Below are 21,041 nucleotides of genomic sequence, written 5' to 3' on the forward strand. Positions count from 1 at the left end.
CTGGATCTCGTGGAACAGCGCGCGGCCCTAGTCAGATCCCCAGATGCGCGTCGACGATTTCCCGGTCGTAGAGCTGATCCGGCGAAATCTCGGCAACGAACGCGCCTTTCTGGATGATCAGCACGCGGTCGGCCAACTGGCGGATGAAGCGGATGTCTTGCTCGACGAGGATGATGCCCAGGCCCAGACTGACCTTCAGTTCGCCCAGCTTTTCGGCGATAAGATCGACGATCGAGGGCTGGATGCCTTCCGTCGGCTCGTCAAGCAGCACCAGCTTCGGTCGCCCGGCGAGGCAGCGAGCCAATGCCAGGATCTGCTGCTGTCCGCCTGACAGCCCTCGGCCTGGCCGCTCGAGCAAATCCTTCAACACGGGGAAATGGCCGAGCATCTCAGGTATGGCGCTTTCACCATCACGCATGATCTCCCCCATCTTCAGGTTTTCCATGACGGAAAGCAGAGGGAAGATGTCACGCCCCTGCGGCACGTAGCCGATACCGGCACGGGCGCGCTCGGACGAGCTGGCAAAGGTGATGTCGCGGCCATCGAACTCGACGCACCCTTGCGTCGTCTTGATCTGGCCGACAAGCGTGCGCAACAGGGTGGTCTTGCCCATGCCGTTGTGGCCGAGGATGCCGACGACCTCCCCCGGCTTCATCGTGAAGTTGATGCCGTGCAGGATCGGGATCCGGCCGTAGCCGGAGTGCAGATTCTTGACCTCAATCATCTTCTGACTTCCCCAGATAGACTTCGCGAACCAGCTCGTTACCCTGAACCTTTTCCATCGTGTCTTCGATCAGCACGCGCCCCTGGTGAAAGACGGTCACGGTTTGGGCGATCTGCTTGATGAACTGCATGTCGTGCTCGACCACGACGATTGCCGCCGACTTGTTGACCTCGCGGATGAGTTCAGCTGTCTTGTTGGTCTCATCCGCCGTCATTCCGGCCGCCGGCTCGTCGAGCAAGATGAGCTTGGGCTCAAGCGCCACCACCATGGCAAGCTCGACCCATTGGCGCTGGCCGTGGGCCAGTTCGCCGACCAGCCTCCCTGTCAGGGCGGTCAGGCCCAGCCGCTCCATGACGTCCTTGCCTTTTGCCGCTGCGCGCGCCTTGCCATGGCGCGAACGGGCCGCAACGGAGATGTTTTCGGCAACCGTCAGGTTGTTGAAGACATCGGGCACCTGGTTTTTGATGCCGATGCCCAACCGGCTGACCTGATGCGGCTGGGCTCGGGTGATGTCGACGCCATCAAACAATATCTGGCCGGTCGTCGGCTTGAGCTGTGCCGTCAGCATCTTGAAGAAGGTGCTCTTGCCAGCGCCGTTGGGGCCAATCAGGCAGCGCAGTTCGCGCTGCTTGAGTCTGAAGTCGACGCTTGCGATGGCAACGACACCGCCAAAGCGTTTTTCGAGGCCTCGGGTCTCAAGGATACAATCGAGCGAAGTCATGGCACCCTCTTTTGCTCGACGAGCGGAGCGACGTAGGGACGGAATTTCAGCCGCCGAACAGCGTCACTGATTGTCGGCACCACACCCTTCGGGACCAGCAGGACAAAGCCGATCAGGATCGTGCCGAGCACCAGGTTGGCGTTGAGAAGCTGCTGGGCGCCAAGTTTCGTGGCGATCCACTGGATGGCGAAGCAGCCGACGATGGGGCCGAGCAGCGTACCGGTGCCACCGACAATCACCCAGATGATGACCTGCGCCGACTGGGCCAGTCCGAAGACGTCGGGACTGATGAACATGCCCCAATTGGCGAACAGGCAACCTGCCAGGCCAGCGATCGCGCCGCCGATGGCGAAGGTCGCCAGCTTGTAGAAACGTGCGTCGTAACCGAGCAGTTCGGCGCGACGTTCGTTTTCGCGGATGGCAACGACGACCTGGCCGAAGCGGCTCTTTAGCATCAGCCGAAGGCCGACATACACCGCCAGCAAGGTGAAACCGGACAAATAGAACAGGCCGTCAAAGGATAGTGCCAGTTCGGGCCGACCTGGAAAATTCAAAGGTGGAACCGCCGGAATGCCATTGTAGCCACCCAAGGGGGCCGCACCGATGACATATTGGGAACCTGAAGTCGCGCCCATGACCTTGTAGAGGATCAATGTCACCGTCAGCGTGATGACGCCGAAATAGACGTCGGTGATGCGCGCGTAGAACAGGAAGTAGCCGAGCAATGCCGCAAACAGCCCGGGAACGACGATCGAGAGCAGCAGCGGGATGGTGCTGTCGCCGAAATTGATAACGGCGATGGCATAGGCATAGGCGCCGATGCCAAAGAACGCCGACTGGCCAAAGCACAGGATACCGCCATAGCCCCAGATCAGCCCGAGGCTGAGCGCCAGGATCGCCATGATCACATAGGACGTCAGCTCGATCATCATGATGGGGTCGACGAGCTGTGGCAGTGCCACCAGCAATACCAGCCCCAACACTGTGGCGGCAACCAGTCCGCCGTTTCCTTGCAAAATCGCGGTCATGCCGCCCTCCTGAAGAAACGCCCGGTGATGCCTTGCGGCATGAACCGCAGCATCACGACGGCAGCAGCCAAAAGGGCCACCTCGCCGATAACCGGGGTAGTGAGATATGTGATGATCTGGTCGATCGCCCCGAACAGCACCGAGGCCGACACCGTGCCCGCAAGGATTGCCGGGCCCCCTCCGATGACGGTGATGAACGCCTTGGCGACATAGGCAGCACCAATCGTCGGCACGATGCCGGTGATTGGCGCCATGACGCCGCCGGCCAGACCGGCAAGCCCGGCGCCAACGCCGAATGTGACGGCATAGACGCGCGATGGATTGACGCCCAGTGCGGCGGCCATGTCGGCATTCTGCATCGTGCTGCGTGCGATCAGCCCGTAGCGCGTAAAGCGGAAGACAGCCCAGATCGCGGCGAACACAACAATTGCGATGACGATGATGATCAGCGAATAGGCGGCGATGCGGTAATCACCGATCTGCAGCGAGCCGGCCGGGGCCGATATGCCCTCGGTGGTGTTGCCGAAAACGGTGGTAGCCAGGCCGACCAAGAGCAGACTCAGCCCCCAGGTCGCGAGCATGGTGTCGCGCGGCCGACCATAGAGAAAGCGGATGATCGTCCGTTCGATGACCACACCGATCGCCCCCACCACGAGGGGACTGACCAACAGCGTGGCGATCCAGATGTTAATCCCGGCCTTGGTCGCGACAATCGCCGCATAGCCGCCGAGCATGATGAATTCGCCGTGAGCAAGGTTAATCACCCGCATCATGCCGAAGATGATCGCAAGTCCGACGCTGATCAGCGCCAGGCTTGCAACGGCTTTGAGAGCCTCAAATGAAAGTACAACGAGCAGGTCCATAACCGCACAGCCTCTTGGATTGCTGCGAGGTCGTTCGCGCATTGCCGCGATCGAACGACCCGCAACCTTTTGAGTCATTCAAACCTTGATGACGTACATCGAGTTGTCATCGGGGTTCTTCTTGAGGTCGCAGACACCCGACGTGTCGAGCGGCTGCTGCTGCGAAAAGCTCTCCAGGATGTTGATCTTGCGGTCCTGGATCTGGCCGATATTGATGTCCATGACGCAATGATGCGTCTGCGGATCGATCGAGAACTTGCCGCTGGGCAGGTCGAGGCTGATGCCGGACTCAAGCGCTTCGATCACCGGCATCCGTTCGGCGGTGCCCGCCCGCTTGACCCCTTCCGCCCACAGATAGACGGATTGGTAGGTGGCCATCGCCAGTTCGGTCACATAGGGATATTCAGCACCGAAGCGCTTATGGAAGCGATCGAGGAAGGCCTTGTTGGCGGGCGTGTCGAGCGCCTCGAAATAATTGAAGCACAGCAGGATGCCGTTTGTTTCCTCTGGCGAGAGCACCATCTGCTCGCCGCCGATGGTCATGGTCGTCGACGCCATCGGGATCTGCTTGTTCATGCCGGCGGCTGCCCACTGGCGGTAGAACGACTGATGGGCGCCGCCGACAAGGACGAGGTAGAGGAAGTCCGGCTTGGCTTCCTGGATCTTCTGGATCGTCGATCCGAAGTTGGTCACGTCGAGTGGGAAGAAATCCTCACCAACAATCTGACCACCGTTTTCAGTACAGTATTTGCGCGTCCATGCGGCGGTGATCTGGCCGTAATTGTAGTCTGCAGCCAGCGTGTAGATCTTCTTGCCCCATTTGTTCATCACAAAGGGCACATGCTTTGACTGCTTCTGGGCCGGCGTGATGCCCGTGCAGAAGATGTTGCGGTCGCAGACGCCGCCTTCGTATTGGGTGTTGTAGAAGTAAAGCGTGTTGAGCCGCCGAAGTACCGGCCGCATCACCTCGCGGGAGGCGGACGTGATACCTCCAAACACGGCAGACACCTTGTCCTTCAAAGCGGCCTGTTGGGAATACTGCGGATAGAGCCGCATGTCGGTCTGGGTGTCGTAGGTGATCAGGCTGATCTGCTTGCCCAAGAGCCCGCCTGCCTGGTTGATCTCTTCGACGGCGAAGGTGATAGCGTCCTGCATCGGCTTTCCGGCCGCGTCGAGACCGCCTGAAAGATCGAGCAGGCTTGCGATCTTGATCGTGTCCTCTTGCGCGAAAGCCCGGCCACCAGCGCCGATCAGGCCCAAGCTTGCAGCAGCATTTGCTGTCGTCTTCAGGAATGACCGGCGATTGACGCTTGAATTTATTATCATTTGCGTTCCCCTTTGCCTTGAGGCCTATCCGTGCGGATAGGCCCGGTCCAAGTTCATGTTCGGAAAAGAAAGGCGTTGCGGCTTAGCTCGCCAGCAACTCCCGCCAGGCTTCGTCAAGGAACTTCACATCCGCCTGCCTGAGGCCGGATCCGCCGGCGAAGTGTCCGTGGCTCGAGCGGAATGGGCGAAGCTCGGCATTCGGCATGTGTTCGACCTCAAACGCGCTGTCTTCCGGCGGAAAGTAGAGGTCGCAGTCGCCCGGCATGACGATCGCCTTGGCCTTGATCGCAGCGAGCGCCTTGCGGAAGTCGCCGTTGTAGAGCTCGTTGTCGCTGATATCGCCGGACTGCCAGGTGCGGATCATCGCGACCATGTTGTTGGCGTCGCGCAGGTTAAACCACTGTTCCCAATAGCCTACGATGAAGTCCTCGACGGAAGCGTAGCCGAGCTCAAGATACTCCTCCTTGCGGAAGAATTCCTGCGAGAAGCCCCAGCCCGCATAGACCCGCCCCATGGCGCGCAGGCCCTTGAAGGGCTGATCGTCATACCAGCCGTCCTTGAACGCGTCGTCGGCCGTCAGTGCGGCTTTCACACCCTCAAGCATGACGTGGTTATGCTTTGCCGTCTTCGCCGAGCCGGCAGTCGGGCAGATCGCCTCGACCATGTCAGGATAGAGCGCCGCCCAATGGAACGTCTGCGCAGCCGCCATCGACCAGCCCGTGACCATCTTGATCTTGGTAATGCCGAACTTCTCGGTCAGCAGGCGATGCTGCGCCTTGATGTTGTCGTAGTAGGTGACATGCGGGAAGCGCGCCTTGTTGTAGGGCGCCGGCGTGTTGCTCGGCGAGGACGACAGACCGTTGCCGAAGACGTTGGGAATGACGATGAAATACTTGCTCGGGTCGAGCGCGCCGCCTTCCCGGATGACCCACTGGTTGTCGTAGTGAGTGGAGGCCATGTAGGTCAGCAGGACGATGACATTGCTCTTGTCGGCGTTCAGCCTGCCAAACGTCTTGTATGCCAGCTTGGCGTCAGGAAGGGTCATCCCTTTCTGGAGTTTAAGGTCTCCAAGCTCGAAGACTTCATAGTCAACTTCCTTGTCTAGCTTCCACTGCGCCATAGCTACCTCCTGCATTTGGCAATAGTCCAGGGTTCGGCCGCCCTTCTCAGGCTGGCCGTGGTGATAGTTCTGCTCAGGCAATAAATATTCGTCCCGACCCATCAGGGTCAGTTTCTGTCTACCTCAGAACTCTTGGCGTGTTTTCCCCAGTGCGATCCGCAGTTGGTAGAAAAACGCAAAAACCCCGCGCACTCAGAAACCTGAGTTTGCGCGAGGTCAATCTTGATCCTCTATGGAGCGCAGCGCTTTTGCTGCGAAAGCCGGCCCGCTTGGAGCCATCGGAGACCCAAAGGCCTCTCGAACACTTAGACGTTATTCCATCAATCCGTAGGCGTCAACCAGGGCCGCGGAAATTGCCGCAACCGACATCTGCTTGGTCATGGCTTGCCGTCGCAGATAGTCGTACGCCTCGTTGGCGCGCAGCTTGCGCTGCGTCATCAAGATGAGCTTGGCCTGCTCGATCTGGCGTGAGGCGTGCAGAGTCTCCTCCAGCTTCGCCACCTTGTTGAGCAGCCGCCGCTCGTAGCTAAATATGTTGCGCGCCAGAGCAAGGTTGGACAGTATCGCCGCCGGCTGGCACGGTTTGACCAGCACCGCCTGGGCGTTGGAAAGCCTGAGCACGTCGACTGGCACACCCCTGTCGCCGTCCACGACCGCCACGACGGGCACCGGTGGCGCCCCGGAAAGCCACGGCGCAGCTGCTAGCACTTCGGCGTCGATTGCCACGAGCGCGAAGTCGAACCCGATCGGCGGCAGCGCTGGCGCGGGCCAGGCCATCTCCACACGGCAACCAACCCGCCTGACCTCGCGCAGGACACCCTCGCCTCCACCGTCACGGGGATGGACAAGAAGCACTGTCGACTGGCGCAATTCGGCCTGCACGCCTCCCGATCCGCGAGTCGCCCTCGGCTGGGCACCGCTGGCACGCTGCGAGCCATCGGCGGCCGAACCATGGGAACCATTTGAAACGTTCGGGCCGCTCATGACCGATCCTCGTTGGCGCAGTTCTCCGGCAAATTGCTCACCCTCAGGTCACGAGAAATGGGTCTGGCCTAAGAGCGACCATCGATTCACGCAGTATGTCGAACCGGCCGTGGTCGTCAGCCTTACCGATCCGCGTCCAAAGCTCGGCATGACTATTCTTGTAGTCGATGCCTATCCGCCCCTGAGGGGCTGCCATCTCGCGGCCGAGCACCGCCGGACGCAAGGTATCGGTATCCATGCTGTTCGTCTCGGCGACGGCCTGGGCAAAGAGGTGAACCTGAAAATATGCAGCCTCAGCACACATGTTGGTCGACTCATCTTGGCCAAAACGCTGCTTGAAGAGGCGAACGAAGCGGTCGTTCTCCTCATTCTCCACGCTCTCGAAATAGGTCGCAGCGGTGATGTGCCCGGCACCGACGTCTCGTCCCATGAGGCGCAGTTCCGCCTCGCAGGTGTTCAAGCTGCCGATGGGCATGTTGTCCGGGCTAAATCCTGCGTCGGCATAGGCCCGGTAAAAGTGGGAGATCGCTTGGCCAACGATGGTCGAAAAGATGACATCCGGCTTGTTGTCGCGAAGTTCGCGGATGATCGGACGGAAATCGTTCRGACTTGCCCCGAAACTCAAATACTCCTCACCGACAATTGTGCCGCCCTGGCCACGGACCAGATCGCGCACGATCCGGTTGGTTCGGCGGGGGTAACAATAGTCGGTGCCCAGCAGGTAGAACCGGTTGCCATGGGTAGCGAGCAGATAGTTGATAAGCTCGATGGTGTTCTGGTTGGGCGACGACCCGGTGTAGATGATGTTGGGCGAGAATTCGAAGCCCTCATAGCGCGTCGGATACCAGAGCAGTGCGTTGACGCGTTCCACCAGTGGCAGCACGGCCTTGCGGCTTGTCGAGGTGTAGCAGCCGAAGATCGTGGTGACGCGATCCTCGATCAAAAGCTTCCGCGCGTAGTGGGAATAGAGTTCGGTGCTGGATGTCGGATCATAGATGATCGGCACGATCTCGCGGCCATTGATGCCACCCGCCGCGTTGATTTCGGCGATGCCCAGCATGGTGCCCTTGAGCTGCGTCTCCTCGATCGCCCCGGTGTCACCGGATTGCGAGAAGAGGACGCCGACGCGCCATGGCTCGCCCGTCGAGCCCATGCTCAACCGCCGCCTGTGGCAAGATGACATGCGAACATCTTATCCTCCGCCTTCCATGCCCCTCGTCGGCCGGTTTCCAGCCATGGCCGGCGCAACTTATGATGCTGCTGCCGAAAGCCACCCCTACGAGGAATTAGTTTTTCCTAACATATAAGTCCGTTGGGACCAATCGAAAACGGGCTACTATCCTTGCTGAACTACACGCGCCCGTGGCAGCTAATTGCTCTCCAACGATCGTGTGTATGACTGAGGTGACACCGAAACGCAGGTCGGTGCCATCTGCAACATGAGCGAAGAGATGGTCCGGCACTACGGTCGAGAGGTCCGCACAAGGGTTCTGGCGCGCGATGGAATGAAGCATTTGGAGTCACGCTGGAGCGAGGTTCGTCAGCCTGCGCTGGAACAAGAACAGAACGCGAATTGGAAACCAAACGTCAAGATTGGGAACCGTTGGCAACGCGACACGTTGGCCAATCAGCGGAAAAAAGAATGATTTCCGTGCGTTAGTGGTTTGCGCGACCGAGATCGAACTTCTGCCCCCTGATTAAGTGGCATCTCGCGGCCGATCCATGCGCTACGCGAATTTAGCGCCATGGAATTCATTCCGGGTTCGGCCTCGCACGTGACAGCATTGAGCTTTCCGGCCACGCCCGCGAGTGAGGCCCCTGCGTAGTCGATAGCGCCGCAAGCAAATTACAAACTTGGGCGAATGCCTCCTGCTCAGCCTTGAGGGGTACCCGATCTCACTGGCGGCCACCTCGAAGAGTGCTTGTCGGGCGTCGAGCTCAGCTTCGGCCTTGGCGCGCAGATCGGCCATGTTTATGCAATCGCCGACAATCCGGTCGAGCCCCTCCTTCGAACTGATGAAGACATCAATAGCGCGGCAAGCGAAACTGCGAAGCCARCGTCGGCTACGCGCATCCACTTCCAGTTGGAATGGTGAGTGCCCTGGATTCTCAAAGAAGGCATCCAGCGAACCGAAAACCTGCACACTCCGCGCGCGGGTAATCGGAATGAGGAGAATGCGCCGGGCGCTGCATACATAGCGGAATTCTGTCCGGCCGCCGGGCCGGTATTAACAACGGCCATGTGGCCCCGGCAGAACTTCAAGCCTTTTCCGAAATCCGCAACAAATGCGCYGCGCGCGTCTCTATGACCCCGCGGATGACTTTCAGGATTTCATGTGTAATGCCCGCCTCCTCGAATTCCGCCAGTAGCTTGTCGGCCTGCCCCCCAATGCGCCCTGCCAGTTCGGTCATGTCCTTGACCAAAAGGCGCTGCGCGCCGCGCGTGTCCGGGACGAGCGCGAGCCACTGCTTCAGCTGTATCGTGTCTGGAATCGAACGTCCGCCGATCGCCATGGCGAGTTTCTTTGCCAGTCGCGGATAAGCCGCCGTGCAGAGGACATCGTAGAGTGGAGCGAGGTCAGGTTGGGGAACGTGAGAAATTTGCGAGGCCGTACGAAGCGCCGATTTCATACCGTTCGAGGGGGCCGGACATGCTTCCGTACCTGGATGTTGCACTTGAATTTCAAGATCGGATTGATCCGGACTTTAGGCTGCCGTTGAGGCAAGTAGTCGTAGGGCCAGGGGTGCCCTTCGACCGAAATTCACGTTCACTTGGTGCGTTCCTCGCCTCCACTGGATACAGCGACACCAAGATAATCCAGTCGCATATTCCGTTTCGGCCCTGAGTTCTCGGAAAGCTAGATTCCGCACCCTCGCATCGCTATCTTGTCCGCCATGTGCGGAAGAGTGTTCGTAAAGACCTCAATCGACGGCATCGTGCGCAGCTTCGCCTTCGCCCAGAAGGGCGAGGCCGAGCAGCTTGGCAACACGTTCCCGCGCTGGAATGGCGCGCCCAGCCTCGACTATCCGATCATCGTCATGGACCGTGACCTGAAAGGCCCGGCTTTCGTGCGGGCCATCTGGGGCTTTATCGGCAGGCGCGGGCCAAGCTCCACCGGCCAGCGGCCGCCGATCAACGCGCGGTCGGAGACGATCGCCACCAACGGCCTGTTCAAATTCGCCTACCAGCAGCGCCGCGCCCTGATGCCGGTCGATGGCTATTTCGAGTGGAAGGACATTTTTGGTACCGGCAAGAACAAGCAGCCCTACGCCATCGCCATGGCGAACGACGCGCCCTTTGCGCTTGCGGCGATCTGGGAGAGCTGGCGCAACGCCAATGGCGAGGATTTCTGCACCTTCGCCGTCGTCACCTGCGAGCCCAACGAGATGATGGCGACCATCCACGACCGCATGCCGGTCGTGCTGGCACCCGGGGATTACATGCGCTGGCTCGACCTCGACGATCCGGACCCGCGCGACCTGATGAAGCCGTTTCCCTCTGAACTGATGAAGATGTGGCCGATCGGCCGCAAGGTCGGCAGCCCAAGGAACAACACGCCTGATATTCTCGACCTGGCCGAGCCAGACCCGGAACAGCCGGCACCCGAAAAGCCCTTGCCGTAGCCGCCCCAAGGCAGCTTTCTCAGACCACCGATCCCGTGAGGACGTCAGAGCAAGGCTCGAACGTCGGTCCATAACCTGCCATAGGTGCAGCGATCGAATATCGGCGTGAGTGGGCGCTTGCAGAGACCGTCGGCTTTCGGGCGGCAACGTTCAGTTAGCTGCCGTTGAACGGCGGGAGTTCAACAACGGTTCGTGCCCCCAAATCGGCTAGGCAAACTGTGCCCGGACCCGGGATGGAAGCCATCGGTCCACTTCAACTAAGGATCAACTTCAACTGCCGTTAGGCGACGTCCGTTCCTCCGCTCCCCATCCGTTCCAAGCTGGCGGCGAAGCCTTCAGCATCGGTTGGGATTCCGAATAGATAGCCTTGGCCAACGGGACATCCCAGTTCGCAAAGCATTGCTCGCTGGACGTCGGTCTCCACGCCCTCCGCGACCACCGTCAGGCCAAAGGCGCGTCCCAGGTCGATGATAGCCCGGACAATTACCATCTTGGAGGGGCTCGTCGCGAGTTCATTGACAAAGGTGCGATCTATCTTGATCTCGGTGACCGGAAACGTTTCGAGCGAGCGCAGGTTCGAATAGCCCGTGCCGAAATCGTCTACCGAGAGTCCGACGCCGATCTGCCGCAGCCGCTCGAATGCGTCCATCACGCCGGGAGTGTCATTGAGGAACATGCTCTCCGTGATCTCCAAGGTAAGCCAGGCAGGCTCGGCGCCGGTCCGTTGCAGGACACGGTCGAGCATTTCGGCCATGTCGCGCTGCAGGAATTCCGCCGCGGACACGTTGACCGAAAAGCGAAGTGCCTTGTCGCGGTGTGCGTTGACGCACCGGGCGAACGTCGCGACGGTAGTCAGGCTTCGTTCGGTGAGATCAAGCAGCAGTCCTGATCGCTCCGCGGTCTCGATAAAACTGCCGGGAAGCTGGCTGCCGAACAGGGGATGGTTCCAGCGGATCAGCGCTTCCGCGCCTAGCCACTCACCGGTGAGCAGGTCGACCTGGGGTTGGAAGTGATACACGAACTCGTCGTTCGCGACCGCGACCTTCAACTCGCGTGTCATTCGCACACGACGGCGGGCTTCCTCGTAGTCCGCGTTCCGAAACCGGCGCGGACCACCCAGCGGGTCAGACTTGGCCGCCCACAGGGCGGTCCCGGCATTGCGGATCACGGAAATGGCGCTGCCCCCAGCCTGGCCAATCGCATATCCGATGGCGAAACGCAGTGAGACATTGGCCCCTGCTACCACGAAATCTGTGGCAAGTGCAGCGGACACCAGTGTCACGATCGACCCGGCACCCGCTTCGTCCGGGAGCTCGAAAGCCAGGGCGAACTCATTCGCACCCATCCGCGCCACCAGCGCAGCGCCAACCTCCCGCAGCCGTCGCCCGGTTTCAGAAAGGAGGGCATCGCCGATCTCGAAACCGTATCCGGTGTTGAGGTCATGAAAACCGATCACATCGAGCTTCACAATCAGAAGCGTCGCCGTGGCGTGCTTTGCGAAGCGTACTTCGGCAGCCAGGATGAAGGATTGACGGTTCAGACAACCCGTTGTGCCGTCCAGGTTTGCGACGCGATCAAGGGCGTGATGCGCCTGCCGTATCGCCGATACGTCGCGCAGGATGCCGAGGTAGAGCAGTTCCTCGCCGACCCAGGCGGGTCTGAGACTGAGACTGTTCCAGAACGCCGACCCGTCCTTTCGATAGTTGCGCAGCGTCGCGTCCACAGGCTCCCCCGCCTGGATCGCTGCGCGAATGCGGGCGATCTCCGGTTGGTCGCGTTCATTGCCCTGCAGGTAGCGGCAGTCTTTTCCGATGACCTCATTCCGAGCGTATCCCGTCAGGCACTCGAAGGACTTGTTTACGTAGAGCAAAGGCGCATTGGCGCCCAAACGCTGAGCGATAGCGATCCCGTCGGTCAGTTCCTCGACCAACGTCGGAAGGATTGCCCTGACCGCGTTGGACCTGAGCCCATCGTCGGAGGTGCTCGACCCGCGCTTCGTAAAGTCCGACGGCATGAGTTTGCTGAAGTCTTCCATGACACGAGCCATGGACGGCGACCTGATGGGAGGCAACCCACGGCTGAGGCGGTTTCAGGACAACCGTCAGCCGTTATCGGACAAACTGGCCCTTGCTCCATTCCCGGACGTCCGGAAGCGATCGCGGTAGTCGGACGGCGTCACGCCGACATGCGCAAGGAACGCACGGCGCATGGCTCGCGCCGATCCAAAACCACTTCTCTCTGCGATCGATGCGATCGACAGCCGGCTCCCTTCCAAGAGGAAGCGTGCAACGTCTAGGCGGGTCAGCTCGACATAGAGAGATGGCGATAAACCGACCTCCTGCGAAAAAACGCGCGTGAAGTTGCGCGCGCTCATCGCGGCGATCCTTGCCAAGGTGGTGACCGAGAGGTTCTCGGCAGGATGGTTCAGGACATACTGCTGGACATTATAGAGCCGGCTGCGGTCAATCGCCTGTGCCGCCAGATGCACGCTGAATTGTGACTGATCACCTGGTCGCTTCAGGAACACGACCAGCCGGCGGGCCACGAAGAGCGCCACTTCTCGGCCGAGGTCCTCCTCGACGAGGGAAAGGCCGAGATCGATCGCCGCGCTGGACCCAGCCGACGTTATCATCGCGCCATCACGGACAAAAACCCGGTCGCCTTCCACCCGCGCCTCGGGGAAGCGCTCGGCAAGCAAAGAAGCAAACTGCCAGTGCGTGGTAACATGCCTGCCTTTGAGTAGGCCAGCTTCGCCAAGTACGAATGCCCCTGTGCATACGGAGCCGTAGCGCCGCGTCTGGGGGGCCATACTCGTCAACCAGTCAATAACGTGCCTGCCCGGGCCGTGAGGAACTCCGACGCTCCCGGCCACGAGCAAGGTGTCGGGGGCACTCGGGTACGTGTCGAAGGCGCAGTCGGACAACACTCTCAGGCCTGACGCACAGCGGATCGTGCGATCATCTTCCGCGACGACGGCAACATCATAGAAGTTCTTGCCTGCACGGGCGTTCGCTTCGGCGAACACGTCCATTAGCCCGGCAAGTTCCAGAGAATGTACGTCTGCAGGCACGAAGATGGCGATCCGCATGAGGATATCTCTTCACGGTCCAAAAAGACTCGAAGCTTTCGACGAAGATTTACGCGCCGACGCCGGTCCATTCCGGCGACGGTCTCACAGTGCCGGCAGGCCGTCAAAGTCAAAGGAATCGGGTTGGAACCGGCGGAAGACACCGTCTGGAGGCCTTCATTTTCGCTTGAGCCGTCGACCCGAACGGCCGCTGTCAGGATTGCTTTTCCGGGACCGGCATCTTAGTGGAGCGCAAAGCTGTCGGTTGCTTCGGCTGACCTGACGTCAGTTTTTACCACTCGTCCGCGGAAAGCGGACGGACAGGTTCCCACCCATTGACGCTGTAGACCTTGGCACCTCTGCTTCCAACGCGGGAAATGATTTTCCGCAGCTCATTTGGGGCCGTAAAAGGAAGGTCTGTTTTCGAGACGAATTTGCGATGAGCGACAGTTGCTGCACCCGGCGGTAGTTGGACCGTGGGTTCAAGGGCATAATTGCGTAAACTAGGAGGTGGTCTCGTCAGGGGGCGTGCAGCCGTCTGAAGATGTCGTAGTCCACCGACGAATGGCATTGGGCGACCAACCCGGCTTGCCGGATTTCGTCCAGCAAGGCTTCGCGATAATAGCTCTCGCCACGCAGGAAGGACTGCTCGTGGTAAGTCACTATGGTCTTGACGCCCGTCCGCTCCTGCAGCCGCACCAGATCCTGTGGCAGCGCGTGATGGCGCGAGATGACCTCGGCGCGCTCCTCCACGCTGCCGCCCAAGGAGGCATGGACGAGATTGGCTTTCGAGGCGACATCGGCGACGAACAGGTCCGCGCTTTGCACGGCCTCAACCGGCTATCGCTGTAGCGGCAGTCGCCGCCGACGACTATGACGCGATCCTTCGCCGTGAAACGGTATGCATAGCAATGATCAGGTGCTTGCCGTGCCCAACAGGCAGCTGCCATTCGAGCTACAGTTGCTCGGGCGGAGAGCACGAGATGCAAATCAATTCCACCATAAGCGGCAACAATCGCCAGCGTTGGGTGGGGGCGACGTTCCAAGGAATGGCGTGAGCGTTGAGTAGCCCAACAACGTGATTTCGTACCGCTCAGTTGCGCCAGCTTGGATCGCCACTCTTAAGCCTTCTGGCGGGTCGCAATTGTTATGCTGATGCAACCTTGTGTTCGTTCCGCGCTGCCTCCCAGACTTCCCTAGCGGCATCGACGTTCAACGCGGCAATGCCTAGCCCCACGATTAGGTCTGGCCAGGCGGACACCCATACCAACGCTGTGGTTAGCCCCGCCGCAATAATTGCGACATTGGCGAACGCATCGTTTCGTGCCGATAGGAATGCAGCGCGCGTCAGGCTACCGCCATGACCGCGATAGCGAGCCAACATGAAAGCGCAGGTCAGGTTAATGACAAGCGCGCCACCGCCCACAAGTGTAAGGGAGGCAGGGTCGGGGGGTATCTGCGTGTTGAGCTTATCCCATGCAGTCCACAATGTGGCGAGACCCGGAACGAGCAGTATCATTGCAAGCGCCATGCCGACACGTGCTCTTCCGATTGCGCTCCAGCCAAGAGCGGCGAATATCAGAAAATTGACCGAGGCATCTTCTAGAAAATCGATGCTGTCAGCAAACAAGGATACCGAGCCGATAGTAAGAGCGACGCCAAATTCGACTCCGAAATATCCAAGGTTGAGAAGCCCGACGATGGCTACGACCCGACGCAGCTTAGCATCGGCCTTTGTTGTTCCCACGCTACGCCCTTTGCATTCAACGATCACCCACGATGGCGATCTGTGCGAAACCGAGGCAATTTCGGCAGCTCGCGCTTTATTCACCAGAGAATGCAAATCAAACAGATAGCGCGCCGATTCACCACCCATGTAAAATAGGAATGGGTCACCACGGTCACAGTTCGGTAGCGATTTCAGCCTGCGGGCGGCTACAGCGCATTTTGGGAACGCGCCGCCCCCGACTGCTCCATGCAAAGCGCTAACATTGGATACAAAAATGCGAGTGTGGCAGAGGATCGCACACGAAACAGCCAAAAGCACATCACAATCGGCTCATCCGTCAGCTGATACGATCCAGTAACGTCGTCACTGCATCMCCGACCCTCCGTTGACAGCATGATGGTCATAATCGTTGAGGGCAATTCTGACTTCACGTGCAAGTGTGAGGAGCGCGACCCCAAGCAGGACAAGGGAGATCGTGAACAGCAGGCCCGCCCCGAAAACGTGCTGTCGCCCGAAGAAGGCACTGGCAAAGGAAAAGATCACTAGAACCGTGGCGACGACACCGCTCGCGACAACGTAGAGCATCGCCCTGTTGACCAACCGCGCGCGGCATCGAAGCCGAGGTAGGTCATCCTTGAGGTGGCTCTTCGGATGAGCCTCGGCGGGTAGCTCGTTGAGATCGCGGATCCTACCGAGAATGTTGGTTAACCGGGTAAACAACATCGAGACGAAACTCGCGACCACGCCAAGCAGGAAGGACGGAGCGATCGAGTGTGAGATCACCTGGGAAATCTGATCGGGAGATGTAGCATTGAATAGGTCATTCAGCATTGCGAACCACTAAATCCACACCAAAAGGACCTACCCTTTTCCGCCCCCTTTGAGACAACGCCATCCCCCCAAACCGCGGAATTTCTCAGTAGCACGGCGGATATGGGTAGAAACCGCACGCCGGCCGCACATAAGGATGTGGGTAGTAATAGGGTGCTGCCGCCGCAGCTGCTCCGGCATACCACGCTCCGCGATAGGCGGTCCTTCGTGCCGCTCCGGCGAAAGAAAGTGGCGTGAAGGGCATACCGATGATGTCTATGAACGTCGACGCAGGTCCATCTGCGCCATCGATGCTCCCCTCCAAAATGTCGACGTCGAAGGTCAGCGTTTCGCCTTCCAGCTTTGGAGCTTTCAGAGTTACCACCGCATCGAGGACGGAGCTACCGTCCTTTCCAAGAACCGAAACCGTCGCGTTGGGCGGGTCCTTTGCAAAGCTGTCGCTGCCCTCTGCCCATTCTTCGATCACGTGTGAAGTGAGCACATGACCGGCGGCGCGCACCGGACGATCAGCGAACATGATGGAGTTTGGCGACACGCCGGAGAGAACAAGCTTACCGCCGGTAAGACTCGCACCCCTGGAGTTGAGCACGATCAGGGCGGGCTCGATCTTGGGTTTCGCTGCGCCGATCGATTTCGTTGCGGGCGCCGAGATCGCGTCCTCCGCGAGCGCGCTACCACATAGCGAAATTCCGGCGACCGCTGTCACAGCTAACATGATGGACCTGAACGCCACTGGTATACTCTCCTTCAATTTGAGCATCACTTTCCGCTTTTCTGATGCGAAACTTCACAGGGTGATCGACAGGCGAACTCGTGAACTGGTCGTGCTACACTTCTGGACGCCTGCAAAAAGCGAACTAACGTCTGTTTCAGCCGGCGGATCGCGTCGAGCCTCCATAATCATCCTCGTTCGACCGCCTCCTCAATGAAGCCTGGGTGAGCTCCAGCAAAGAAACACCATTGACACTTTGCTGTGCCGGCCGCGGTCTGAGGATGTAATTTACAGTACGTTACGTGGAGAATGAGCGTTCCACGTCGTCAAATTTGCCTCGGCTACGAAGGGGGGGCGCCATCGGCGCTGCGAGCGCATTGCGGGATAGTTTGGAACCCTCGGGAGAATGCCGCTTCGGTTCCAAGCGCAGGTTCGCTCGCCCTTGGCTGAACCCACTCCCCTCCCAGCCTCAAAACCGACGTCCGCACGGGAACCGTCTGAACCGGATGACAAGCCGGATTTTTGCATGTCATTGATGTGAATGTTGGCGCCAGTTTCGACGGCTCAACGCTACGTAACGGGATGCCAGTCATTACAGAATTACCCGCCCAAAGCCGGACGGTGATTCCTTGGCTACCAAGTGCACTCATACTCGGTCATGCTACCGCGAAGCGTGGCATCTACTGTTTTTGCTGGCACGCTCGCAGGGCCTTCAGGGCAGTGTCGGTTCCTGCGAGGCTAAGCACGATGGGGTCGCCGCCTCGCCAACTAGCTGCTATGGCGAGGGTGTCCCGACGAAGGACAAACGGGGACATGAACGGCGACTGTTCTTATTTCCCCGTCTCGTCTTGTTGGACCGCTGGGGGTTGTCCACGAATTACTCCGGTTAGGTTCAAGATCCATCACCGTGCCGGGTAAGCTCAGAACGCGCTTGACGCGAGCGTGAGTGTGTAAATTACGTGGGCGGCGGGAACCAATCCCTGATGGTGCGGTGGCGCTCGCAGATTTTCGCCTCATCTCGGGGCTGCACAGGTGCTGTTACTGGCGTTGTGCTCGCGGTTCGTTGCTAATTGATGTTCGCTTTGCCGAACGGTAGGCGGGCGTACCGTCAACGCTATATATTCGAGCGAAACTCCCGCGGCCCGTTGCCTGTTGCCTTTCGGAAAGCTCGGGCAAAATTGGCTGGGGACGAATATCCTAATTCCGCCGACACGCGAGTGATCGAGCCATTCGTGTGCCGGAGGAGTTCAGTAGCTCGCCGAATCCTTACCGCGCTCGCCAGGTTGCGAAAATCGGTGCCCGCCCGATTGAGTTCACGTTGGAGGGTTCTGACGCTGGTGTCGATCGATTGCGCGACACTGTCGATCGACACGCGGCCAGTGAGAACCTGCGCGCGGACGTGCTCCATGATAACGTCTAGCAGATCCCGTGGAGCACCGCCTCGTCGGTCTCGCGCCAAATCCTCTATGGTGACGATCGGCCACAAAGCGCGCCTCGGCATAGCGGACAGATGGTGGCGTTCCGTAACAACCGTCACCGCGGGTGCGTCGAAAAGGACCGGGCACTGGAAAACGTCATCGAAGAGTCCCGTCTGGCTTGGCCTATCGGTATCAAGCTCGATGCGCAGCGGTCGCCAGTTTGGGGGCAAATAGGCCCTGAAGAGGCTAAGCAGAACGCCCGCCGCCGCGCAAGCGGTGTTGGCGTATCCGGGCCGGCCGGCCAAAGCGAAAACATAGCTGTATCGTACCTCGTCGCCGACGGTTGCGACTGACATCCTATCAACCGTACTATGGTAACAAAGACCAAAGATGGCGCGCTCGATGGCTTGCCCCAAGGTGTCGGCGCCAAACACGTAGCGTCCGAAGCTGCCGTAGTTGGCAGCATTCATCATCGGAGTGATCAGAATGCCGAAGTTGGCCTCGCCGGCGGCACGTGCGGCCGCTTCGACGAAGCCGATCACCGCCGCGTGCGGGATGAAGCAGTTCTCTCCCCCGGTCAGTTCGAGATCGAAGCCGATGGCGCGATTGGCCTGCAACAGCGCCTTTTGCCCCATTTCACGGCGTATGAAAGCCGGCATGCCATGCAGTATGGTGTTAGAGATGACAGGGATCTCAGCCATGTATGCGACGCTCCAGAAATGATGCAGTTGTGGCGCAAAATGAGTGGTTTGGAATTCCTAATACTGATTAGTGCAGTAAAATATAAGCGTTGCGCAAGCAAAGACCCGAACGGTACTGTTCCAGCGGCTCGCTGAAGTTCAGTTCTGTCGAAACAGGAGTGAATAGTTGACGCGCTACCCACCCCTGAACGCCAACAATGGCGCGAGTGCAAGGTCGTACATATCTTTGACCGTTTGCCTAGTCGTTACTCTGCTCGCTGCTTGTGCAAGCCGGCCGACGGGCGTCCTCGAGCCAGTCAAAGCCTTCTCGTCGGCGAGCCAGGTTGAGATGTTGATCGCGACGACGCGAGCCCGAGCCACCAAACGAGGCGAAATGTTTAGTGGCGAGCGCGCGCTTAGTCCAACCTTTGCGGACATTACAGTATCGATCCCGCCTGACGTTGCCCGCAAGGCGGGCGAAGTCGTCTGGCCACGCAAGCTCCCGCCCAACCCCAAGACGGAGTTCGCAACGCTGAAGGCGGAGGAAATGGACCGCGCGGCGGCTGAAAAGTGGTTGAACACCAACGTACGTAAGAGCCCGGATGGTAGCGTCCTTGTCTTCATCCACGGGTTCAATAATCAATTTGAGGACGCAGTCTTCCGCTTCGCGCAAATTGTTCACGATTCAGGCACCCGGAGTGTGCCGGTTCTTGCAACGTGGCCGTCCCGCGGCAGCCTTTTGGCCTATKGCTACGATCGCGAAAGCACGAACTATACGCGCAATGCCGTGGAAAACTTGTTCCAGTATCTGGCGCGCGATCCGGATGTGAAGGAGGTCTCGATCCTCGCGCACTCGATGGGCAACTGGCTTGCGCTTGAATCCTTGCGACAGATGGCCATCCGCAACGATGGACTTCCGAGCAAGTTCAAGAATGTAATGCTGGCGGCGCCTGATGTCGATGTCAACGTTTTCGGCTCGCAGATCGCCGATATGGGCAAGCAACGCCCGCGCTTTACACTCTTTGTTTCCCGCGATGATCGCGCCCTCGCAGTTTCTCAACGTGTCTGGGGCAATGTCTCCCGGTTGGGCTCTATCGATCCGGAGCAATCTCCCTACAAGGAGGAACTGGCAGCGAATGATATCTCGGTAATCGATCTCACCAAGATCAAAGCGGGCGACAATCTGCACCACACCAAGTTTGCCGAGTCGCCTGAGATCGTCCAACTGATCGGCACCCGCCTGTCGAGCGGCCAAACCTTGACCGACAGTCGCCTGGGACTTGGCGATCACATTGTGACAGCGACCGCGGGAGCCGCGCAAACGGTTGGAACCGCTGCGGGTCTGGTTGTTTCCGCTCCGGCTGCAATCGTCGATCAGAACACAAGGCAGAACTACGCTCAGCATATCGAAATGCTTGTCGGGCCGTCCGGTGGAAAGACCGCCAACGAGTGCGGAGAGAACAATCGGGCCAGGAGCGAGCATTGTGGTGGGGCACCCCGTTAGCGTAGGCCTCAAGCGATAACGGACAGTGCGCGATGCCGGCCCCCGTTTCGGCATCTCGTAACCAATAGCTGACGGTCGCCGCGATGCAGACTGCCGCGAGAAAGGTTGACGGCAAGGCGGTCGTATCGTGTTGCGACCCTGGGGAAGTCCTTGAGGCGGCAGAACTTGCGTTCGATGGCATTTCGGTCACGGTAGAGCACCGGAGAAAAGCCGTTTTTCCGGCGCCGGTTGGCCTTTGGTGGGACGTTTGGCATCGTGCCGCCGGACTCAACCTGGCGGAGGATCGCATCCCAATCATAACCCTTATCGGCATGCAGGATGCGGGTGTCTAGCAGACGTTTCAGAAGCTCGCCTCCCGCCGTGCAATCAGCGACTTGGCAGCCGGTGAGCATGAAGGCATTGGGGCGACAATAGCGGGTCGGTCATAGCCGCAAGGCGGAGGAGAGCCGTCCACGCGTCATAAGCGGATGAGGTGGATGGCTCCCGCTCCCGGCATCTGAGTGCCAAAATGGGTTTGCTGTCTGGCAACCCAAGCAAAGGAGCCATCCGCCATGCAGATTACCACCGTGGGCCTCGATTTGGCCAAGCGTGTTTTTCAAGTTCATGCCGTTGACGCGTCTGGAGACGTTGTCGTGCGCAAGGCACTACGGCGATCGCAGGTTTTGCCGTTCTTCACCAAGTTGCCACCCTGCCTGATCGGCATCGAGGCC

The 21,041-nt window shown here is 59.5% G+C and carries 20 protein-coding genes and 2 pseudogenes; 5 read left to right on the plus strand and 17 right to left on the minus strand.

Features of this window, described 5'->3' with window-relative positions; all coding sequences use genetic code 11:
* Positions 1-31: 31 nt before the first annotated feature.
* The 8 genes from AC1DWF_RS07085 to AC1DWF_RS07120 form a co-directional block, all read right to left on the minus strand.
* Positions 32-724, minus strand: a complete 693-nt coding sequence (locus AC1DWF_RS07085; RefSeq protein WP_476785239.1) for an ABC transporter ATP-binding protein — start codon at positions 722-724, stop codon at positions 32-34.
* Positions 717-1,445, minus strand: coding sequence for an ATP-binding cassette domain-containing protein (locus AC1DWF_RS07090; RefSeq protein WP_476785240.1), 729 nt, complete (start codon positions 1,443-1,445; stop codon positions 717-719). Before AC1DWF_RS07090 ends, AC1DWF_RS07085 begins: the two co-directional genes overlap by 8 nt.
* Positions 1,442-2,473: a branched-chain amino acid ABC transporter permease gene (locus tag AC1DWF_RS07095; RefSeq protein WP_476785241.1), complete on the minus strand. Its 1,032-nt coding sequence runs from the start codon at positions 2,471-2,473 to the stop codon at positions 1,442-1,444. Before AC1DWF_RS07095 ends, AC1DWF_RS07090 begins: the two co-directional genes overlap by 4 nt.
* Positions 2,470-3,336: a branched-chain amino acid ABC transporter permease gene (locus tag AC1DWF_RS07100; protein ID WP_476785242.1), complete on the minus strand. Its 867-nt coding sequence runs from the start codon at positions 3,334-3,336 to the stop codon at positions 2,470-2,472. The genes AC1DWF_RS07095 and AC1DWF_RS07100 overlap by 4 nt, the downstream gene beginning before the upstream one ends.
* Before the next feature lie 78 nt (positions 3,337-3,414).
* Positions 3,415-4,662: an urea ABC transporter substrate-binding protein gene (locus AC1DWF_RS07105; protein ID WP_476789043.1), complete on the minus strand. Its 1,248-nt coding sequence runs from the start codon at positions 4,660-4,662 to the stop codon at positions 3,415-3,417.
* A gap of 82 nt (positions 4,663-4,744) precedes the next feature.
* A complete protein-coding gene (locus tag AC1DWF_RS07110) occupies positions 4,745-5,782 on the minus strand; it encodes an alpha/beta fold hydrolase (protein WP_476785244.1) in 1,038 nt (345 codons plus the stop codon).
* A gap of 312 nt (positions 5,783-6,094) precedes the next feature.
* The gene (locus AC1DWF_RS07115; RefSeq protein WP_476786464.1) at positions 6,095-6,766 is read right to left on the minus strand and encodes an ANTAR domain-containing response regulator; all 672 of its coding nucleotides are present in this window, start codon (positions 6,764-6,766) and stop codon (positions 6,095-6,097) included.
* A gap of 43 nt (positions 6,767-6,809) precedes the next feature.
* Entirely contained in the window at positions 6,810-7,919 is a 1,110-nt protein-coding gene (locus AC1DWF_RS07120) for a transporter substrate-binding domain-containing protein (protein ID WP_476841550.1), read from the minus strand.
* Between the two features lie 286 nt (positions 7,920-8,205).
* On the opposite strand from AC1DWF_RS07120, the gene AC1DWF_RS07125 reads away from it, so the two are divergent.
* Complete coding sequence (locus AC1DWF_RS07125) at positions 8,206-8,412, plus strand: hypothetical protein (protein WP_476786462.1); 207 nt, start codon at positions 8,206-8,208, stop codon at positions 8,410-8,412.
* Positions 8,413-8,688: 276 nt separating this feature from the next.
* A complete protein-coding gene (locus AC1DWF_RS07130) occupies positions 8,689-8,862 on the plus strand; it encodes a hypothetical protein (RefSeq protein ID WP_476841551.1) in 174 nt (57 codons plus the stop codon).
* Between the two features lie 163 nt (positions 8,863-9,025).
* Here AC1DWF_RS07130 and AC1DWF_RS07135 read toward each other — a convergent pair whose 3' ends face one another.
* Entirely contained in the window at positions 9,026-9,280 is a 255-nt protein-coding gene (locus tag AC1DWF_RS07135) for a hypothetical protein (protein WP_476783775.1), read from the minus strand.
* 381 nt (positions 9,281-9,661) lie between these two features.
* On the opposite strand from AC1DWF_RS07135, the gene AC1DWF_RS07140 reads away from it, so the two are divergent.
* Positions 9,662-10,390 (plus strand): SOS response-associated peptidase, encoded by a 729-nt coding sequence (locus tag AC1DWF_RS07140; protein WP_476783781.1) that lies wholly within the window; start codon positions 9,662-9,664, stop codon positions 10,388-10,390.
* A 280-nt stretch (positions 10,391-10,670) separates the two neighbouring features.
* On the opposite strand, the gene AC1DWF_RS07145 is transcribed toward AC1DWF_RS07140, so the two are convergent.
* From AC1DWF_RS07145 to AC1DWF_RS07175, 7 genes are all read right to left on the minus strand, one after another.
* Positions 10,671-12,425, minus strand: a complete 1,755-nt coding sequence (locus AC1DWF_RS07145) for a putative bifunctional diguanylate cyclase/phosphodiesterase (RefSeq protein ID WP_476804526.1) — start codon at positions 12,423-12,425, stop codon at positions 10,671-10,673.
* Positions 12,426-12,491: 66 nt separating this feature from the next.
* Positions 12,492-13,478, minus strand: coding sequence for a GlxA family transcriptional regulator (locus AC1DWF_RS07150; protein WP_476789476.1), 987 nt, complete (start codon positions 13,476-13,478; stop codon positions 12,492-12,494).
* Positions 13,479-13,976: 498 nt separating this feature from the next.
* Positions 13,977-14,285, minus strand: a complete 309-nt coding sequence (locus AC1DWF_RS07155) for a hypothetical protein (protein WP_476783778.1) — start codon at positions 14,283-14,285, stop codon at positions 13,977-13,979.
* Between the two features lie 319 nt (positions 14,286-14,604).
* On the minus strand, positions 14,605-15,333 hold the full coding sequence (locus AC1DWF_RS07160) for a cation efflux transmembrane domain-containing protein (RefSeq protein ID WP_476789475.1): 729 nt from the start codon (positions 15,331-15,333) through the stop codon (positions 14,605-14,607).
* 216 nt (positions 15,334-15,549) lie between these two features.
* The gene (locus AC1DWF_RS07165) at positions 15,550-16,017 is read right to left on the minus strand and encodes a DUF2721 domain-containing protein (RefSeq protein ID WP_476841552.1); all 468 of its coding nucleotides are present in this window, start codon (positions 16,015-16,017) and stop codon (positions 15,550-15,552) included.
* An 85-nt stretch (positions 16,018-16,102) separates the two neighbouring features.
* On the minus strand, positions 16,103-16,732 hold the full coding sequence (locus AC1DWF_RS07170; RefSeq protein ID WP_476783782.1) for a hypothetical protein: 630 nt from the start codon (positions 16,730-16,732) through the stop codon (positions 16,103-16,105).
* A 1,111-nt stretch (positions 16,733-17,843) separates the two neighbouring features.
* Entirely contained in the window at positions 17,844-18,848 is a 1,005-nt protein-coding gene (locus tag AC1DWF_RS07175; protein WP_476786812.1) for a helix-turn-helix domain-containing protein, read from the minus strand.
* A gap of 220 nt (positions 18,849-19,068) precedes the next feature.
* Between AC1DWF_RS07175 and AC1DWF_RS07180 the strand changes: the two genes are divergently transcribed.
* Complete coding sequence (locus AC1DWF_RS07180; RefSeq protein ID WP_476841553.1) at positions 19,069-20,331, plus strand: alpha/beta hydrolase; 1,263 nt, start codon at positions 19,069-19,071, stop codon at positions 20,329-20,331.
* A 58-nt stretch (positions 20,332-20,389) separates the two neighbouring features.
* Here AC1DWF_RS07180 and AC1DWF_RS07185 read toward each other — a convergent pair.
* A pseudogene (locus AC1DWF_RS07185) lies at positions 20,390-20,747 on the minus strand (transposase); the annotation flags it as partial.
* 135 nt (positions 20,748-20,882) lie between these two features.
* Here AC1DWF_RS07185 and AC1DWF_RS07190 point away from each other — a divergent pair.
* Positions 20,883-21,041, plus strand: a pseudogene (locus tag AC1DWF_RS07190) (IS110 family transposase); the annotation flags it as partial.

Source organism: Aminobacter sp. P4_D5 (assembly GCF_056401815.1).

What these genes read in the sequence shown, in the direction of transcription:
- AC1DWF_RS07085 (WP_476785239.1), bottom strand. Translation starts at nt 724, where the DNA reads ATGATTGAGGTCAAGAATCTGCACTCCGGCTACGGCCGGATCCCGATC.
- AC1DWF_RS07090 (WP_476785240.1), bottom strand. Translation starts at nt 1,445, where the DNA reads ATGACTTCGCTCGATTGTATCCTTGAGACCCGAGGCCTCGAAAAACGC.
- AC1DWF_RS07095 (WP_476785241.1), bottom strand. Translation starts at nt 2,473, where the DNA reads ATGACCGCGATTTTGCAAGGAAACGGCGGACTGGTTGCCGCCACAGTG.
- AC1DWF_RS07100 (WP_476785242.1), bottom strand. Translation starts at nt 3,336, where the DNA reads ATGGACCTGCTCGTTGTACTTTCATTTGAGGCTCTCAAAGCCGTTGCA.
- AC1DWF_RS07105 (WP_476789043.1), bottom strand. Translation starts at nt 4,662, where the DNA reads ATGATAATAAATTCAAGCGTCAATCGCCGGTCATTCCTGAAGACGACA.
- AC1DWF_RS07110 (WP_476785244.1), bottom strand. Translation starts at nt 5,782, where the DNA reads ATGGCGCAGTGGAAGCTAGACAAGGAAGTTGACTATGAAGTCTTCGAG.
- AC1DWF_RS07115 (WP_476786464.1), bottom strand. Translation starts at nt 6,766, where the DNA reads ATGAGCGGCCCGAACGTTTCAAATGGTTCCCATGGTTCGGCCGCCGAT.
- AC1DWF_RS07125 (WP_476786462.1), top strand. Translation starts at nt 8,206, where the DNA reads ATGAGCGAAGAGATGGTCCGGCACTACGGTCGAGAGGTCCGCACAAGG.
- AC1DWF_RS07140 (WP_476783781.1), top strand. Translation starts at nt 9,662, where the DNA reads ATGTGCGGAAGAGTGTTCGTAAAGACCTCAATCGACGGCATCGTGCGC.
- AC1DWF_RS07145 (WP_476804526.1), bottom strand. Translation starts at nt 12,425, where the DNA reads ATGGAAGACTTCAGCAAACTCATGCCGTCGGACTTTACGAAGCGCGGG.
- AC1DWF_RS07150 (WP_476789476.1), bottom strand. Translation starts at nt 13,478, where the DNA reads ATGCGGATCGCCATCTTCGTGCCTGCAGACGTACATTCTCTGGAACTT.
- AC1DWF_RS07160 (WP_476789475.1), bottom strand. Translation starts at nt 15,333, where the DNA reads ATGGGTGGTGAATCGGCGCGCTATCTGTTTGATTTGCATTCTCTGGTG.
- AC1DWF_RS07170 (WP_476783782.1), bottom strand. Translation starts at nt 16,732, where the DNA reads ATGTTAGCTGTGACAGCGGTCGCCGGAATTTCGCTATGTGGTAGCGCG.
- AC1DWF_RS07175 (WP_476786812.1), bottom strand. Translation starts at nt 18,848, where the DNA reads ATGGCTGAGATCCCTGTCATCTCTAACACCATACTGCATGGCATGCCG.